12 protein-coding genes are annotated in these 15,754 nt (G+C 67.0%); 6 read left to right on the top strand and 6 right to left on the bottom strand.

Annotated features, from left to right (window positions below; all coding sequences use genetic code 11):
* Window positions 1-437 precede the first annotated feature (437 nt).
* From ACWD3C_RS32685 to ACWD3C_RS32675, 3 genes are read left to right on the top strand one after another with little or no spacing between them, the layout of a single operon-like run.
* On the top strand, window positions 438-1,484 hold the full coding sequence (locus ACWD3C_RS32685; protein ID WP_451149793.1) for a restriction endonuclease subunit S: 1,047 nt from the start codon (window positions 438-440) through the stop codon (window positions 1,482-1,484).
* Window positions 1,481-2,875, top strand: coding sequence for an AAA family ATPase (locus ACWD3C_RS32680; RefSeq protein WP_451149789.1), 1,395 nt, complete (start codon window positions 1,481-1,483; stop codon window positions 2,873-2,875). Before ACWD3C_RS32685 ends, ACWD3C_RS32680 begins: the two co-directional genes overlap by 4 nt.
* Entirely contained in the window at window positions 2,875-6,054 is a 3,180-nt protein-coding gene (locus tag ACWD3C_RS32675) for a type I restriction endonuclease subunit R (RefSeq protein ID WP_451149788.1), read from the top strand. Before ACWD3C_RS32680 ends, ACWD3C_RS32675 begins: the two co-directional genes overlap by 1 nt.
* Before the next feature lie 148 nt (window positions 6,055-6,202).
* Here ACWD3C_RS32675 and ACWD3C_RS32670 read toward each other — a convergent pair whose 3' ends face one another.
* Both ACWD3C_RS32670 and ACWD3C_RS32665 read right to left on the bottom strand, forming a co-directional pair.
* On the bottom strand, window positions 6,203-6,412 hold the full coding sequence (locus ACWD3C_RS32670) for a DUF397 domain-containing protein (RefSeq protein ID WP_451149787.1): 210 nt from the start codon (window positions 6,410-6,412) through the stop codon (window positions 6,203-6,205).
* Entirely contained in the window at window positions 6,409-7,341 is a 933-nt protein-coding gene (locus ACWD3C_RS32665; RefSeq protein ID WP_451149786.1) for a helix-turn-helix domain-containing protein, read from the bottom strand. Before ACWD3C_RS32665 ends, ACWD3C_RS32670 begins: the two co-directional genes overlap by 4 nt.
* Window positions 7,342-7,524: 183 nt before the next feature.
* Between ACWD3C_RS32665 and ACWD3C_RS32660 the strand changes: the two genes are divergently transcribed.
* Both ACWD3C_RS32660 and ACWD3C_RS32655 read left to right on the top strand, forming a co-directional pair.
* On the top strand, window positions 7,525-7,824 hold the full coding sequence (locus ACWD3C_RS32660; protein ID WP_451149785.1) for an ATP-binding protein: 300 nt from the start codon (window positions 7,525-7,527) through the stop codon (window positions 7,822-7,824).
* Window positions 7,825-7,928: 104 nt separating this feature from the next.
* The gene (locus ACWD3C_RS32655) at window positions 7,929-8,369 is read left to right on the top strand and encodes a hypothetical protein (RefSeq protein ID WP_451149784.1); all 441 of its coding nucleotides are present in this window, start codon (window positions 7,929-7,931) and stop codon (window positions 8,367-8,369) included.
* Window positions 8,370-8,557: 188 nt separating this feature from the next.
* Here the strand turns inward: ACWD3C_RS32655 and ACWD3C_RS32650 are convergent, their stop codons facing one another.
* The 4 genes from ACWD3C_RS32650 to ACWD3C_RS32635 are packed head-to-tail and all read right to left on the bottom strand — an operon-like array spanning window position 8,558 to window position 13,444.
* Window positions 8,558-9,838: a hypothetical protein gene (locus tag ACWD3C_RS32650; RefSeq protein ID WP_451149783.1), complete on the bottom strand. Its 1,281-nt coding sequence runs from the start codon at window positions 9,836-9,838 to the stop codon at window positions 8,558-8,560.
* Complete coding sequence (locus ACWD3C_RS32645; protein WP_451149782.1) at window positions 9,835-10,101, bottom strand: hypothetical protein; 267 nt, start codon at window positions 10,099-10,101, stop codon at window positions 9,835-9,837. The genes ACWD3C_RS32650 and ACWD3C_RS32645 overlap by 4 nt, the downstream gene beginning before the upstream one ends.
* Complete coding sequence (locus ACWD3C_RS32640) at window positions 10,098-12,761, bottom strand: SUMF1/EgtB/PvdO family nonheme iron enzyme (protein ID WP_451149781.1); 2,664 nt, start codon at window positions 12,759-12,761, stop codon at window positions 10,098-10,100. The genes ACWD3C_RS32645 and ACWD3C_RS32640 overlap by 4 nt, the downstream gene beginning before the upstream one ends.
* Window positions 12,758-13,444, bottom strand: a complete 687-nt coding sequence (locus ACWD3C_RS32635) for a class I SAM-dependent methyltransferase (RefSeq protein WP_451149780.1) — start codon at window positions 13,442-13,444, stop codon at window positions 12,758-12,760. Before ACWD3C_RS32635 ends, ACWD3C_RS32640 begins: the two co-directional genes overlap by 4 nt.
* Window positions 13,445-14,038: 594 nt before the next feature.
* Between ACWD3C_RS32635 and ACWD3C_RS32630 the strand changes: the two genes are divergently transcribed.
* Window positions 14,039-15,586, top strand: coding sequence for a protein kinase domain-containing protein (locus ACWD3C_RS32630; RefSeq protein ID WP_451149792.1), 1,548 nt, complete (start codon window positions 14,039-14,041; stop codon window positions 15,584-15,586).
* Window positions 15,587-15,754: the final 168 nt, after the last annotated feature.

The raw sequence follows: 15,754 nt of genomic DNA, 5'->3' as shown, positions 1-15,754 counted from the left end.
TCACAAACGTTCATGATCGCGGTGGCCGTCCTCATGCCCTCACCCACCCCGGCAAGGCGCTGACCAGTGCAGACGTCGGAACTACAGCTGCCGTGTAAGACGAAGGTGGGGTACGAGATTCCGTTCACACGGCATTTTTATGCGTACGAGCCGCCGCGACCGTTGGCGGAGGTCGACGCAGAGTTGAAGGCGCTGGAGGCGGAGATTCAGGGGTTGTTGGCGGAGGTGACGGAGTGACCACGAAAGACCCTGTAATCCCACTCAGGTATGTTCTTCGCCCCGTGGAGAGGACGAATTTCGCAGGTTCTCAGGTCCTGTCGGTATACCGAGATCACGGTGTCATTCCAAAGGGTTCGCGGAGTGACAACCACAACAAGACCCCTGCCGATCTATCTCGCTATCAACTAGTTAAGGCGGGTGATCTCGTCGTCAACAAGATGAAGGCGTGGCAGGGCTCCCTTGGGGTGTCCAGGCACGAAGGAATTGTGAGCCCTGACTACCTGGTATGCGAGATCGTACGGCCAGTTCACTCTCCTTACCTGCACCACCTGCTGAGGTCCGCTCCACTTATCGGTGAGTTCAAGTCACGCTCAAAGGGCATCCGCCCGGCGCAATGGCGGCTCTACTGGGAGGACTTGGCCAAGGTTCGCATCCCTCTCCCCCCATTGCAGGAGCAGCGCCGCATCGCCGACTTCCTCGATGCTGAAACTGCCCGGATCGACCAGATCATCGCCTTGAGGGAACGTCATTGCCTCCTCCTTGGCGAACGCACACGGCGCACCATCGAACAACTAGCAACAGGGACTGACCACCACCCGACACCATCAGGAAACCCTTGGATTCGGACTGTTCCAGATGGCTGGACTGTTCTTCCACTCAAGCGACGTTGGCAAGTCATCGACTGTAAACACCGAACGCCGAAATACGTTGAGAGCGGTTATCCGGTAGTCAGCCCAGGGGACGTATCGCCAGGGCGATTGGACCTTTCTAGAGCGCATCGCTTCGTCAGCGAAAACGACTACCTCGACTTGGCCGATGACTTGAGGCGTCCCCGCCACGGTGACATCGTCTACAGTCGGAATGCCTCAGTTGGGGTTGCCGCATATGTTGACACAGGCGCCCCGTTTACGATGGGGCAGGACGTGTGTCGAATCACAAGCCCTGATCAGGACCAACTCTTCCTGAGCTACGTGCTAAACACGGTCGCCTTGCGGGAACTACGATCTCTGCAGGTCGGCAGCACTTTCACACGTGTGAACATCAGCACTCTGCTCCGGTTGTCGATCCCGTGTCCCCCTCCAGACCGTCAGCGGAGAATCGCAAGGCAGATGGATGAAGTGAACGCCGCAGGCGAGCACCTCAACGACGCCCTCGAACGCCAGCTCAGTCTGCTGGCCGAGCGCCGCCAGGCTCTCATCACCGCCGCCGTAACCGGTCAGTTCGACGTCTCCACCGCCTCCGGTCGAGGAGTTGACGCACCATGAACTCGACCGACCGCGCAAACCGCTGGCTCATGACGGATACGGCCCCCGCCGTGCCCTTCGTCACGCGTCTGCGCGTCAAGAACTTCCGGTCGATCGCAGACGTCGACGTGGCCCTCCGTCCGCTGAACGTACTCATCGGGCTCAACGCCGCAGGGAAAAGCAACCTCCTCGACAGTCTGCTTTTTCTCCGGCAATGCCTCATGGAGCGCCCGCTCCAAGCCGTGCAGGAACGAGGCGGCGCCGACGCTGTGTTCCACCACCCCACGGCGGCCGGGATCGCGGATTCACTCTCCGTCGAGGTAGAGCTCGCCCTCCGCCCACGCCCGTCCGAGGACGATGAGGCCCCTCGGACCCGAGTCACCGCCACGTACGGATTCCGCCTCATCCGCGAAGCGGCACGCGTCCGGCAGAAGATCGCCGTCGACGCGGAGTGGTTGAAGGTGACCACCAGCGAAGGAGACGCCGCCCCCCGAGGGTTTCAGCGCGGCCCTGACGACATGGTCACGTCACTCGACGGCAACTCGATGATCGGCCCGATCATGGCCACCGACCTGTGGCTCGGCAACGCCTCCGCGACGGATGAGACATCCGCAGGCATCCTCCAGGCGCTCACGTCCATCGAGCTCTACACCCCCGATCCCGCAAGGATCGCCGAACCACAGCGGACCACCTCAGGCGAGACACTCCTCCCCGACGCGTCGAACCTGGGCCAAGTCCTCGGCACCCTCGCCACCACCCACCCCACCGTCAAGGCACGTGTAGACGCCTATCTCGGCGCGATCGTCCCCGGCGCCGTCGGCCTCGACGAACGCCCTCTGGACTCCTACTCGACCGTGCAACTCCGCCTGCGCGACGAGAAGTCCGGCGAGGTCTCCGCCTTCGACGGCGGTCAGCTCTCGTACGGCACCCTCCGCGCAGCCGGACTCCTCGGCGCGCTCTTCCAGCCCGATGCCCTCAACGGGTGGACCTCGCTCGTCTGTGTGGACGAGCCCGAGCTCGGGCTGCATCCCTCAGCCGCCGGCGTCATCTTCGATGCCCTGACCGAGGCCGCTGAGCATGTCCAGGTGATCGTGGCGACCCAGAGCGGTGATCTGCTGGACCGCGACGAGTTCGACCCGGACTGGGTCAAGGTCGTAGCCATCCGCGACGGGGCGACCGTCGTCGGCCCGGCGGACGCCGTCGCCCGCCGCATCCTGGACAAGGGGCTGTCCACGGTCGGCGGCCTGATGCGCGGCGACCAGTTGTCGCCCGCCGAGCCGGACGCCCGCGAAGCCGAACCGGACAGCCAGGAGCGCGCGATGGACCTCGCCCTGGCCGGCGCGAACTCACACTCCTTCGACAAGCTCCACCGAGACGTCACCCATCTCCTGACCGGGACGGAGCACCGCTGATGGCCGACATCCATACCGAGAGCGTGTTCGGTGATGCCATCGTCACCGCGATGACCGAGCGCGGCTGGCGCGAGGCGAACCCCATCGACTACCGCCCCGACCTCGGCCTGGACACCAACGAGCTCTACACCTTCCTCGGCGAAACCCAGCCCGACGAATGGCACGAACTCCGCACCGTCTACGGCGACCCCAACGAGGCCCAGCGAGGATTCGCCCAACGCCTCGACCGAGCCATCGCCGAAGACGGCCTCCTCCACGTCCTCCGCAACGGCGTCAAGGACCGCGGAGTCCTGCTCCGCGTGGCCTACTTCAAGCCCAACCTCATCTCCGACGACTCCGTCCTCGACGGCTACCGCGCCAACCGCCTCACGGTGGTCCGCGAACTCCCCTACGCCACCAAACAGGCGGACTGGGGCCACCGCCTCGACCTGGCCCTCTTCCTCAACGGCATCCCGGTAGCCACGGCCGAGTTGAAGAACCCGCTCACGGGTCAGGGTGTCGAGCACGCCAAGGAGCAGTACCGGACCGACCGCGACCCGACCGAGCTGATCTTCACCCGACGCGTCATCGCGAACTTCGCCGTCGACCCGGACCTGGTCTTCGTCACGACCCAACTGCGCGGCAAGAGCACCCAGTTCCTGCCCTTCAACACGGGCTCGAACGGCCCCGGCCGCCCCGGCGGAGCCGGAAATCCACCCCCCACCGCCCACGGCACGTACGCCACCTCGTACCTCTGGGAACAGGTCTGGCAGCGCGACAACTGGCTCGACCTCCTCCAGCGCTTCGCACACCAGCAGAAGCGCAAGACACCCGGCGGCGGGACGACCAAGTCCACGATCTTCCCGCGCTTCCACCAGTGGGACGTGGTCAAGAAGCTCACCGCGCACGCAGCAGCCCACGGCGTCGGCCAGAACTACCTTGTCATGGCATCCGCCGGTTCCGGCAAGTCGAACACCATCGGCTGGCTGGCCCACCGCCTCAGCGACCTGCACGCGGACGCGGACCCCCGCGCCCTCGCCCCCGAGGCACTCGCCGCCAACCGCATCACGCCCGGCGAACCCGTCTTCGACAAGGTCATCGTCATCACGGACCGGCGCAACCTGGACGCCCAACTACGCGAAACGGTCGGCAGTTTCTCGCAGACCGACGGCCTGGTCGTGAAGATCGACGGGAAGCACGGCGCGAAGAGCGAACAGCTCGCCCGAGCCCTCTCCCGCGACACCGGCAAGATCGTCACGGTCACCCTGCACTCGTTCCCGGCGCTCCTCGACTACATCAAGCGCAACCCCACCGACATCAAGGGCACCCGCTTCGCGATAGTCGTCGACGAGGCGCACTCCTCCCAGTCCGGCGACGCCGCCACCGCCGTCAAGTCCGCCCTCCGCGACCTCGGCCTGGACTCCGACTCGGAGGACGCGGGCGCGACCAGCGTCACCGTGACCGACAAGCTCAAGGCCAAGGCCATCGAGCGCTCGCAAGCCGCCAACCTCTCCTACTTCGCCTTCACTGCGACACCCAAGGCGAAGACCCTCGAACTCTTCGGCACCGAGGACACCGAGAACGGCAAGGCGGCCTACCGCCCCTTCCACACGTACTCCATGCGCCAGGCCATCGAGGAGGGCTTCATCCTCGACCCGCTGCGCCACTACGTCACGTACGACACCTACTGGAAGCTGGTGAACCAGAACCCGGACGAGAAAGAGGTAGACCCCTCCAAGGCCAACAGCCTGCTCGCCCGCTTCGCGCTCACCCACGAGCACACGGTCTCCCAGCACGCCATGGTCATCGTCGAGCACTTCGTGCCCCACACCCGCGGCCGACTCGGCGGACGCGCGAAGGCGATGGTCGTCACGGCCTCGCGGCACTCAGCTGTACAGATGGCCCGCGCCATCAAGAGCTACATCAAGGACCGCGCGTACGACACCAAGTACCCCGACCTGGGCGTCCTCGTCGCGATCTCCGGTTCCCTCACCATCGACGACGAGGAGACCACCGAGGTCAAGGAGAACGGCGGGCTGTCGGAGAGCGCGCTGCCCAAGGCGTTCGCGTACACCCGCGCCGACGACAAGGCCGTGAAGGCCGGTGGCAAAGGGCAGCAGGAGTACAAGATCCTGGTAGTCGCCGAGAAGTACCAGACCGGCTTCGACCAACCGCTCCTCACGACGATGTACGTCAACAAAGCCCTGACCGGTATCGCCGCTGTCCAGACCCTCTCCCGCCTCAACCGCACCGCCGAACGCAAGTCCCAGGCCGACCTCGCCGTCCTGGACTTCGTCAACGAGGCCGAGGACATAAAGGACGCCTTCCGCCCGTACTTCGAGGAGGCGGAGACACTCCCCTCTGACCCCAACCTCCTCTACACCGTCCAGAGCCGCGTCATGTCCGCGCCGATCATCTCGGAGCAGGACATGGACGAGTTCGCCACCGCGTACTTCGCGGCCAAGGAGAAGGCGGGCGGCTCACAGGCCAAGTGGGAGAAGCTGCACGCCGAGCTGTACCGGCTCCTCTCCCCCGCCGTCATCCGCTTCACCGCGCTGCTGGAGACCGACGAGGAGGATGACGTCGAAACGGCGGAGGACTTCCGCGCGAACCTCAACGACTACGTTCGCAAGTACGGCTTCCTCGCCCAGATCGTGCCGTACCACGACCCCGACCTGGAGCGGCTCCACCTCTACGGCCGCTACCTCCTCAACCGGCTCCCCCGACGCGCCGACGGCGGTGTCGACATAGGCGAAGTGGACCTCAGTCACCTGCGCGTCGCGAAGACCGGCGAGCACGACGTCTCCCTCAACCCTGAAGGCCCGGCCGAACTCAAGGGCTTCAGCGACGGCGCGGGCGGCGCCAAGGAGGCGGAGAAGTCCCTCCTGTCCGAACTCATCGACAAGTTCAACGCGAAGTTCGGCACCGACTTCACCGAGGAAGACGTCCTCCCGGCGTTCAACGCGGCCAAGAACGACCCGAAGGTCCGCGCCGCCGCCGTCGTCAACGACGAGGACAACTTCGGCGTCGTCTTCGACAAGGCGTTCAACGGCTACATGATGGACCACGTCTCCACCATCGACACTCTCGGCAAGCGCTACTTCGGCGCCGACCGCAGCTTCAAATCCAACCTCGACCGCAGCGCGCGCCGCGCGGCGTGGCGCATGATCCGCAACGAGGAGGGCTTGGACGACCTCTGACGACTCGTGGGCCCAGTGCAGCCGAGTGCCCCGCCAATCGTCCAGCGGGGCACTTCGTACGCGGGTTCACGGCTTGTGGTGTGTCTCAGGTCCGAGCCCGGGATGAGGGCGAACGCCCTTCGGCGTCGCTCATGTGGAGCCGTTTCGTTCAGTCGTCGAATTCTCCGCCCTTGACGCCAGCGGTGAACGCCTTCCATTCGGAGGGGGCGAAGAAGAGGACTGGTCCGCTGGGGTTCTTGCTGTCACGTATCGCGCGGCCCCCGTCGGCAGTGTGCGCCACCTCTACGCAGTCCGTGTTCGCGCCCTGTGACGCCGAGGACTTCCTGAAGGTGGTGACAACGTCCCGGTTCTTGCTCACTCTTCCTCTTCTTCCTGAGAGATCTTGCTTATTCTCCTCCGGAGATAGGCGAGGCTGTCTCCGGGGGTCAGTGCAGCTGATCGAAGCGCGTCGAAGACGTACGCATAGTTGGCCAACTCGTCTGCATCCTCGATGATGACCGTGTTGTTCAGACTGTCGATCGCCACAACCTCGGGCGCGGACTCGTTGCCGAACGAGAAGGTGACGAAGTGCCCCGCGATCCTGGCCGCCCCCCACTCACTCTGTGGCAGCACCTGAATCGTCGTGTTCTTCTGCTGGGCGATCCGGATGATCTGTTCAAGCTGCTCGAGGTGCGCCGAACGATCCGGCATGGGGGACGTCAACGCGGGTTCCCAGATGACAGCGGCGAACAACGCCCCCGTCTCCTCAATCGCCCGCTGACGCTCTTGCCGGATCTTGACGATCTCTTCGATGTCCTCCTCGGGCACTACCAACGGACCGGCTTCGATGAGCGCGCGGGTGTACGCCGGAGTCTGCAAGATCCCAGGGACGAACACGTTCTGCCATGTACGGATGAGGGAGGCATCCGCCTCAAGGGTCACGAAGTCGGCGAACTCGCTTGTGATCGTGGTCTGGTAGTCCACCCACCAACCGCGCTTGTTGCTCTGACGTGCCAAGTGCTCAAGTTGGGCGCGCCGTTCAGCGTCCTCGACCTGATAGAGATCCAGGAGAATACGTACGTCCCCGACGCGCGCCGCTGACTGGCCGGATTCCAAACGGCTGATCTTGGATGTTGAGCATCCGACGGCTTCAGCCGCGTCCTTCAGGTCCAGCCGCAGGCCTTCGCGGAACCTGCGCAGCGCGGAGCCGAGCCGTCGACTACGGACCGTGGGCCGCCCACCTGATGGCATGTTGCCCCCTCTCTGCTGTGTCCAGTCTGCACGGCAACGAACTGTGACCGCCAGCACGTTGCCACGTTAAGTAACTTGCAATCTTGCATTAGAGATTCTATTGCGGATGACTTACATCCCACGCTACGTTTCTTGCGTTACACCCCGCTCCTATCTGGGTGCAGGGGGTGACCTTGGTTCCGCGTGTCCATAGACCCAGGAGGACGCATGTCCGGGCGCACGCAAAGCAGAAGATTCCGGTTGCGCAGAGACTCGGTACCGCTCGCTCGACGTCACGTCCGGGCGACCTTGGCCCAGTGGAAGCTCGCCGCACTCGCCGACGACGCCGAGTTGATCACGGGCGAACTGGCGACCAACGCCGTCCAGCACGCGAAGGGCATCGGCGAGTTCTTCGAGGTCGAGTTACGGCGCCGAAGCGGCGTGTTGATCCTCGAAGTCTCCGACTCCTACCAGTGGCAGATGCCCAAGAAGTGCGACGCGGACCCCGAGGACGTCAGCGGACGCGGACTGGTCATCGTCGACTGTCTGTCGGACAACTAGGGTGTACGCGCTCGGGATTCCGGCAAGACGGTCTGGGCCCACCTGACCGTCAACGGCAGAGAAGCGGCGGCCCCTGCCAACCCTGGCGCGGCACAAGGGGAGTCGTGCGGCGCAGCGTGATGCATCGCCCCGCGTCCGTGGGTCGCGTCGGCTGGTGGTGCGAGTTCGTCGCGTACTTGGCGGCGGGCGACGGTGGTGAGGGCGGGGCGAGGATGCGGACCAGTGCGGCCGGGACCCCGGAGCAGGCCTTGGTGTGGATGCGGCTTGCCGTGCGGGTCCTGCTGTCCGCGTTCGACCCGGAGGACACCGAGCGGGCGTTGCGCTGGCTCGACCATGGCCAGTGGGAAGCGGTCATGCGCCTGAGGGCCGGTGAGCCGTACGCGTTCGTCGCGTCCTCGGGGGACACGCGTGTCGAGTGGTCCGCCCGTCCCGTGCTGTTCCTGCCCGTGACCTGTGCCGCAGTGGGTCCGCCGGGGCCGTGCGGCAGACCCACTCGCAGTGTGTGCGTGATGCCGGGGCACTGGTCGGCGACGCCGCTTCTGTAAGCGCGCCGACTGCCTGCCCAGAGTGGCCAGATGAATCAGGGCGTTTCACGTCGTGGTGTCCCAGAGGAAGCTGGGACACCACGACGTACCAGCGCCCAGGTTCATCGGTGTGGCAGGTGCAGGGCGCGGTTCGTCTCCGACACCGAGGCGTGCTGGCTTCCTGACGACGTGACACTCAAGCGTGTGGCCTACATCCCACTGCCACCGCCGCGCAGCGACGACAGGACCATGCGCCCGTACCGAGTGGTCAGGGCCGCTGCCGTGGCCGCGACCGACAGGCCGAGCGCGATGAGCAGATGGGCCGCAGAGTCGTCACCGAGCACTTGAAGAACGCTGAGAGCGGTGCCGAGTGGCAAGCCGAGAATGGTGAGCACGCCCAGTGCCCCGCTGATCTGCTGGCTCTCCTGTGTCTGCACGAGCCTGCTGTAGTCGGCGGCCTCGGCGAGGATCTCGTTGAAGCGGGCGGGCAGCCGGTGCTGGTGCTGGAAGGCGAGCAGCAGTTCGTTCGCCGGGCCGTGGGCGGTGAGGTGCTGTCGCCAGTAGGTGCTGCGAAAGACAGCGATGTTCTTCTCCAAGGCGGAGACGCGGCGTACCAGTCGTGAGGAGTCGAACACCGCGGAGAGATCGTCGGTGAGTTCGTCGATGTGATCGCGCTGGAGGGAGCCGAGGAGCAGGGCGTCGAGATAGACCGTACGGGAGTGCAGCGCCCCGAACTCGAAGAAGTCACCCGCACCGGTGTCGGGCCGGTGGCCGACGAAGGCGGTCCCTTGCCGCAGCACCAAGGCGCTCCAGTCCGCCGAGATCCGTACGACGTCCTTGAGTTGTTCGTCGGCGGTCTCCGGCGGGAGGGGGAAGTCCTCCGGTGTGGAGCGTGAGGCCAGTTGCCACAGCCAGCTGTCCGCGGTGCCGGGCAGTACTCCCTGAGCGCCGTCGCGGAGAACGGGAGTGTGCTGTTCCGAGGGCGCCATGAAGGCGACGGTGTAGGGCCGGGCGATAGCGAACGGTGCGCCGACGGCACGGACGTCGGCGACCCCGGCGAGGAGCGCGGCCGGGTCGACGGGCCCGGTAAGCGGTTCGTCGACCGTTCTCGATCGTCGGCCTGCCAGGGCCCGGAGCACCGGCAGGAGCGGTCTGTCCACGCTGAAGTGCAGTACTGCCAAGGCGTGTTCGGGATTGCGGGCCGTGGCCGCGTGCAGCAGTTCGATGCCGAGCAGATGCAGCCTGCCGTGTTTGACGTCCTGCGGCAGGTGCCAGCGGCAGGGCCGTCCGGGTGCTCCGTACAGGGCGCGTGCGGAGGCGGGGGCGAAGTAGGTGGACCGGGTCGCGGCGTCGGTGCGGCGGCTGCCCAGCTCGAACGGGAAGGGACCTTCGGGCCAGTCGGGGACGCGCAGCATCCGCGCGGGCAGGACGACGGTCAGCTCCTGGCGCGCCCCCGTGACCTCGTCGAGCAGCGGCACTTCGGCGGTCACAGGTAGTACTCGGCAGGGTCGGGCTGGTCGAGGCGGATGACGAACTCCGCCCGGTCGGGGCTCTCGGCACTGATGTGGAAGCGGACGCGTTCGCCGGTGCGGATGGTCCGGAATCCTTCGGTCACGATCTGCCGGTAGTCGAAGCCGAAGTACCGCTCGTCCTCGTCGTCCCGGACGACGTAGGTGCTGAGCGCACCGCGTGGCCCTCCGCCGGTCGGTCGGGTGTCGACGATGGTTCCGTGGCGCGGTCCGCCGCCGCTCATGCTGTCGTCTCCTCTGTTCCGCTGGTGTCGATGTCCTGCGCACATCGGAAACCGACCGCGTTGCTCCCGCCGTTCTTCCGGTAGACGCCCTTGCTGCTGGCCTGCACCGCGCGCATCGGGTTGTCGTAGCTGCCGCCGCAGATGACGGCCGCGCCGGGGTCGGCCAGGGTTGTGGATGTCCACTCCCAGCAGTTGCCCACCATGTCGAGGACGCCGAACGGTGAGCGGTTGCCAGGGCGTTCCGTGACGGCCGTCGCTCCGGCCCGGCGCAGGGCGTCGCCCGCGAAGTCCCGGTACCACGCCTGGTACGTCACGACAGGATGGCCGACCCAGGAGTCGGCGCAGTTGACGCGGGTGCTGTCGGCTGTGTCGCCCCACGGGAACAGCCGCCCGTCGGTGCCGCGTGCGGTAGCTTCCCATTCGAGCGCGGTCGGGAGACGCTTGCCTTCGAAGGCGGCGAAAGCGAACGCGCTCCACCAAGAGACGCAGACGGCCGGGTGGGCGTCGTAGCGGGGATTCTCGTAGTAGTCCGGCCGCGCCAACCGGTCGGTCATCGGGCGGTGTGTGATGCGGGCGGGCTGGTCCGGGTGGTCCCATCGTGAGGTGCCGTCCGCGTCGAGGGCGTCGAGGAAACGGCGGTAGCGTGCGACGGTGACGGCATGGCGGTCGAAGCGCACGGGACGCTGGACACGGCGGATCAGCAGCCTTTCGGCCGGGCCGACCAGGTACGCCCCGGCGGGCAGCACGCAGTCGTCGGTTTCCGGAGCGGAGGGCATTCCGGCGAGGAAGGCGCGCACTTGCTCGGTGAGGAAGGCACCGCCGGGAATGTCCGCTGCTGCGTTCCGGGCCCCGGGGTCGGCGAGATGCCGGGCGGCCAGCAGCTCCTGGTACGCCGTGCGCACGAAGGCGGCGTGATCGGGCCCCGCAGGGCGCAGCAGCGGTGCGAGGACACAGGCGTCGAGATCGAGGCGCCCGCCCATGAAGGCGTCGGCGCCCAGCTGCCGGAACAAATCGAGGAGGGAGAGGACACTACGGTCGGTGAGGAACGCCCGTCCGAACACGACTGGCAGTCTCCGCTCCAGTTCCGGCTGCCCACGCTCGGCCAGTGTCCGCGTGACATGCGCGCCGAGGAGTTCCGCCAGTGTCTGCCCCGGCGAAAGGTCCAGCGCAGCGGTGAGGCGCTTCTCCAGAGGAGTCGCCTCGGGCTCGGCCAGACGTACGACGTGGAAGTGCGGGACACGTGCCGGGTCGAGGCCGTTCGCGTACATCTGCTCGACCAGTTGCTCGGAGCGGCCGGCGCCACTGTCCAGCAGCTGACGCACCTGGGGGGAGTCCGCGAGGAAGGACACCCGGGAACTCATGACCACCGCCGATTCGGCGGACAGAACCGCTGCGAGATCGGTGAAGAGCCGCAGGAATCCTGCGGGGCTCGATTCCTCGACCCCCTCGTCGACGGCATCGAGCACGCACAGCGCGGTTCCGGATCGGATCAGGTAGAGGAAGAGGTCGTAGGCACGGGAGCGGTCCGCTGATGTCATGGCCGGGGCCAGGAGGCGGGCCGCGTACTCGGAGAACGGTTCGTCCTTCGGCTTGAGACCGAGGTCGAAGTAGAAGCGGAAGCGGCGTATCTCCGGGTCGGCAGCCAGCGCGCGCAGGAGCGTGCTCTTTCCGCTTCCGGGGCGACCGGTGACCAGCGCGTTCGCACTGCCGCGTGCGAGGCGGGCGAGCAGTTCCGCCGCGTCCCCGGACTGCACCACCTGCGTGTCGCCGGTACGCGGGTCGGTGGTCAGCATCGCCGCGGTGACAGTGGCCCGCGGCTCCGCCGGGGGGACTGCGGAGGTGAGAGGGGCGAGGTGGTTGTCGAGCTTGACGATGGTGTCGACGAAACCGTCGTAGCGCACGATCCGGAAGTCCCGGCCCAGCAGCTGATCGAGCTCTCCGGACGCCGCCCCGCCGCCGCTGCGGTCGTCCAGGACGACGAACCGGGTGAGCTTGGGCAGCCGGGTGCGCAGCAGCTCGCCACCACTGGAGGCGAGGACGGCACTCAGGTCGTCGGCGTCCTGGGAAAGCATCAGCTCCACGTACTCCAGCCGTATGCCCGACTCGCGGCAGAACAGCTGGTACACGGTGTCCGGGCTGAGGACGAAGCGCTTCACCTGCCGGTAGCCCAGGGTGACGTACAGCCCGGCGAGGAACTCGCAGCGGCGAGCCACCTCCGGGGCCATGCCGGGTTCGCCGCCGAGCAGCGCCGCGCTCCCGGTGTCGGTGAACCAGACCAGTACGTCGACGAGCCTGCGGACCGCCAGCAGCCCGTCCTCGTCGCTGATGTCGTATCCGTCGTGCGTGGACCGGTTGCGGAGCCGCCGGATGTCGTCGAGCGCGTCCAGGACCGTACTACTGCGGATGTGGGGACGGCAGCGCTTGACGAGGTCGTTCAGCGCCTTCGTCGAAGGGTCACCCTCGATGCCGTGATGGCGCCACAGCTCCTTGAGGAGTTTCTCGGTCAGTTTCCCGACCAGGGCAACCGCGTTCTCTGGATAGCCGTCGTTGAGGGACCGCAGCGGCCGCTCCAGGTCGAGCCCTAATCGGTCGGCGATCCGGGAGTGGTCGTCGAGTTCAGTTCGCAGGCGCCGCAGCCGTTCGTCGACCACTGCGCTCACTCGCCCTCCCGAGGCCGCTGCCCAAGGACGAACGCGAACCGGTCGGGAAAGACCAGAACGGGCTCCGGATGCGCGGCCCGCATCTCTTCGATGCCCTTCTCGATCTCGCTGTCGCTGAACGTGGACAGCAGCGACATGTAGCGGGCACGCACCATGCCGAAGTACTTGTCCCGGTCGATGCACAGTTCATGCTCGACGTGGGTGAGACCGGCTTCCAGTCCGGCCGCGCCCAAGTGCCCTTGGATGTTGGCGGGGTCCGGCTGCAACTCCTCGAAGCGGTCGAGAGCCGCCTGGAACAGCGGGTACTGGATGGTGGCCGGGAGCATCACCACCAGCAGCCGTCCTCCGGACGCCAGCCGGTCGGCCAGACCGCGAAGCGTGCGCGCCTGATCGGCCACATGGTGCACCGATTCCTTGAGCCACATCGCGTCGAGTCGTTCGTACGGCAGGTCGGCGCGCCCTTCGGCGATGTCCTCGGCGGACGCGGCAATCGGCGCCAGGGTCGGCGGAGGCGGCGTGCCGAGCCGACGGAGCATCGCTTCCGAAGGGTCGACGCAAAGGATCGGATGCTGTGGCCGGAGTTGTTGGGCCACTTCACTGGCGAACAGGCCCGTACCACAACCGATATCGGCGATCCGATCGGTGGGACGGAGCCGCAGCGCCTCGGAGATCCGGCCGGACATCCAGGGCACGTAGTCCGGGCCGTAGACCCAGTGCTCGTCGTACTCGGCTGCCAGTTCCTCGTAGTGCCCCTGTACGTCGCCCCGCTCCACAGTCCCCTCGTGCCCCTCGTGTCTCGTTGGTGTGCTGCGGTTGTGCCACACAGAACATGTGCAGGTTATCGCGGGTGACTGTTCGGCAACAGGGCGTCGCTCGGGGGCGGTTGGCCCTTGATCGGTTTGTCCCTGGGGCGGGTGCGCATGCGCGGACGCCAGACAAACGGGTGGCCCCATGCCGACGGCCCGGACAGGGGCGGCCCCGAGCCTCTGGTCCGCCATCGTCCGCTCCGCATGAACGCTGCGCTGCGGAGAGCGGTGTCGGACCTACGCCAGGTGTAGGGGACGCGAGCAGCTCCGCGCCGAGAGCGACGAAAAGACCCCTGCCATACCGAAGCAGGACAAACGAATTACGCCGCGCCCATAACCCTCCGCTGGACGCAGGAAACCCGTAGCGACCAAACTGGCCCCTGACCATATCGGACGCTCGACGGGGGAAAGGTGCCGGACAGACCGATCGCGGGGCGCTACGAGTTGCTCGAACAGTTCAGCCATGGCGGCATGGGGGACGTGTGGCGCGGCTATGACGCCGTACTGGACCGTCCCGTGGCCGTGAAGCGCATCCGGCCCCAGTCCGTGACATCACCGGACCTGGCCGAGGAGTTCGCGAAGCGATTCAAGCGCGAGGCCCGTATCACCGCGCGCATCCAGCACCCGGGCGTACCGCAGGTGTACGACGCGGTGCTGGACGATGACACGTACGAACGCCTGTTCCTCGTGATGGAACTCGTCGACGGCGTCCCCCTCACCGGCTATATCCATCCCGACCGACCGCTGCCCATCAGCTGGGCCGTGGCCGTCGCAGCACAGGTCGCCACCGTGCTGTCGTACGCGCACGACGTGCCGGTCATCCACCGCGACCTGAAGCCGAGCAACATCCTCGTCGCGCGGGACGGGACGGTGAAGGTGCTGGACTTCGGGATCGCGGCGATCCTGCGGACCGACGTCACCAAGCTGACCGCGACCGGCAGCCCCGTCGGCACCTACCAGTACATGTCGCCGGAGCAGGTGCGCGGCGGGCAGGTCACGCCACGGGCCGACCTGTACGCGCTGGGGTGTGTGCTGCACGAACTGCTCGGCGGGCGGCTGCTGTTCAGCGCGGACAGTGAGTACCTGGTGATGTACCAGCACGTCAACGCGGCGCCGACACCGCTGCGGCAGCTGCGCCCCGAGGTTCCCGCCGAGTTGGAGGAACTCGTCCTGCATCTGCTGCGCAAGGCACCGGAGGCCCGCCCCGCGGACGTCCAGGAGGTGTACGAGCGCCTGCGGCCCTTCCTGCCGGCTGCCGGGGAGGATCCCGCGCCGCACGAGGCGGGACCGGCGGGGGCACCCGATCCGACCGGGGTGTTCCGCCGCCCGTACGCTCCCCGTCGGCGTGGTGGGGCGGCCGTGCAGCCGAACGGCGCGGTGCCCGAGGCACCCGACGCGCCGGTGCCCGCGCTGCTGCCGGAGACGTTGCGGGCGCAGATCCGTGAGGTGCGGGAGCACTACGACGCTCTCATGGAGGAGGACCGGTTCGCGCAGGCGGCCGAGGTGGTCGGCGAGATGGTGGAGCCCGCCGCGCGGGCGCTGGGCGCGGAGAACAAGGTGGTACTGGCGCTGCGGATGCGGCGGGCCGTCAGTCGTCTGCTCGGCGGCGACTTCCGGGCCGCGCTGCCTGAGTTCGAGATCCTCGCCGAGGTGCACACCCGGATCAGCGGGCCGACCAGCAAGGCGGCGCTGGACTGCCGTGCGCAGGCGGCCCGTTGCCGCGCGGAGCTCGGCCAGGTCACCGAAGCACTTGCCATGCTCCGGGACGTGCTCGACGTCGTACGGACCGTCGACAGCGACGTCAGCGAGGAGGCGGTCTCGCTGCGCCGGGACATCGGCATGCTGCTGCTCGCCCAGGGCCACGCGGAGGATGCCCGGCGCCTTCTCGAACCCCTCCACGACGACCTGTGCCTGGTGTACGGCGCCGAGGACGAGCTGACCGTCGAGGTCGCAGAAGCCCTCGCGCTGATCCGCCTGGGCCTGGACGACAACGGGTCCGACGCGTCCAACGGTTCCTGAAGAAGTCGTGGGCCGCAGTACCGGCAGTGGTGGTGGGGCTCATCTCCAACTCGAAGTGTCGCTGAAGTCGCTCGGCATCAAGGTAGCCGGGCTCTCCATCCCGCCACGCGGCGGGCACTGGGCCGGAATGGGCCTTCCGGGCGCACCAATGATGGCTGTAAAGAAAGG

The organism is Streptomyces sp. NPDC002845, assembly GCF_053591955.1.
The sequence above is the reverse complement of the archived record's forward strand: the minus strand, read 5'-3'. Positions and strand labels throughout refer to the sequence as shown.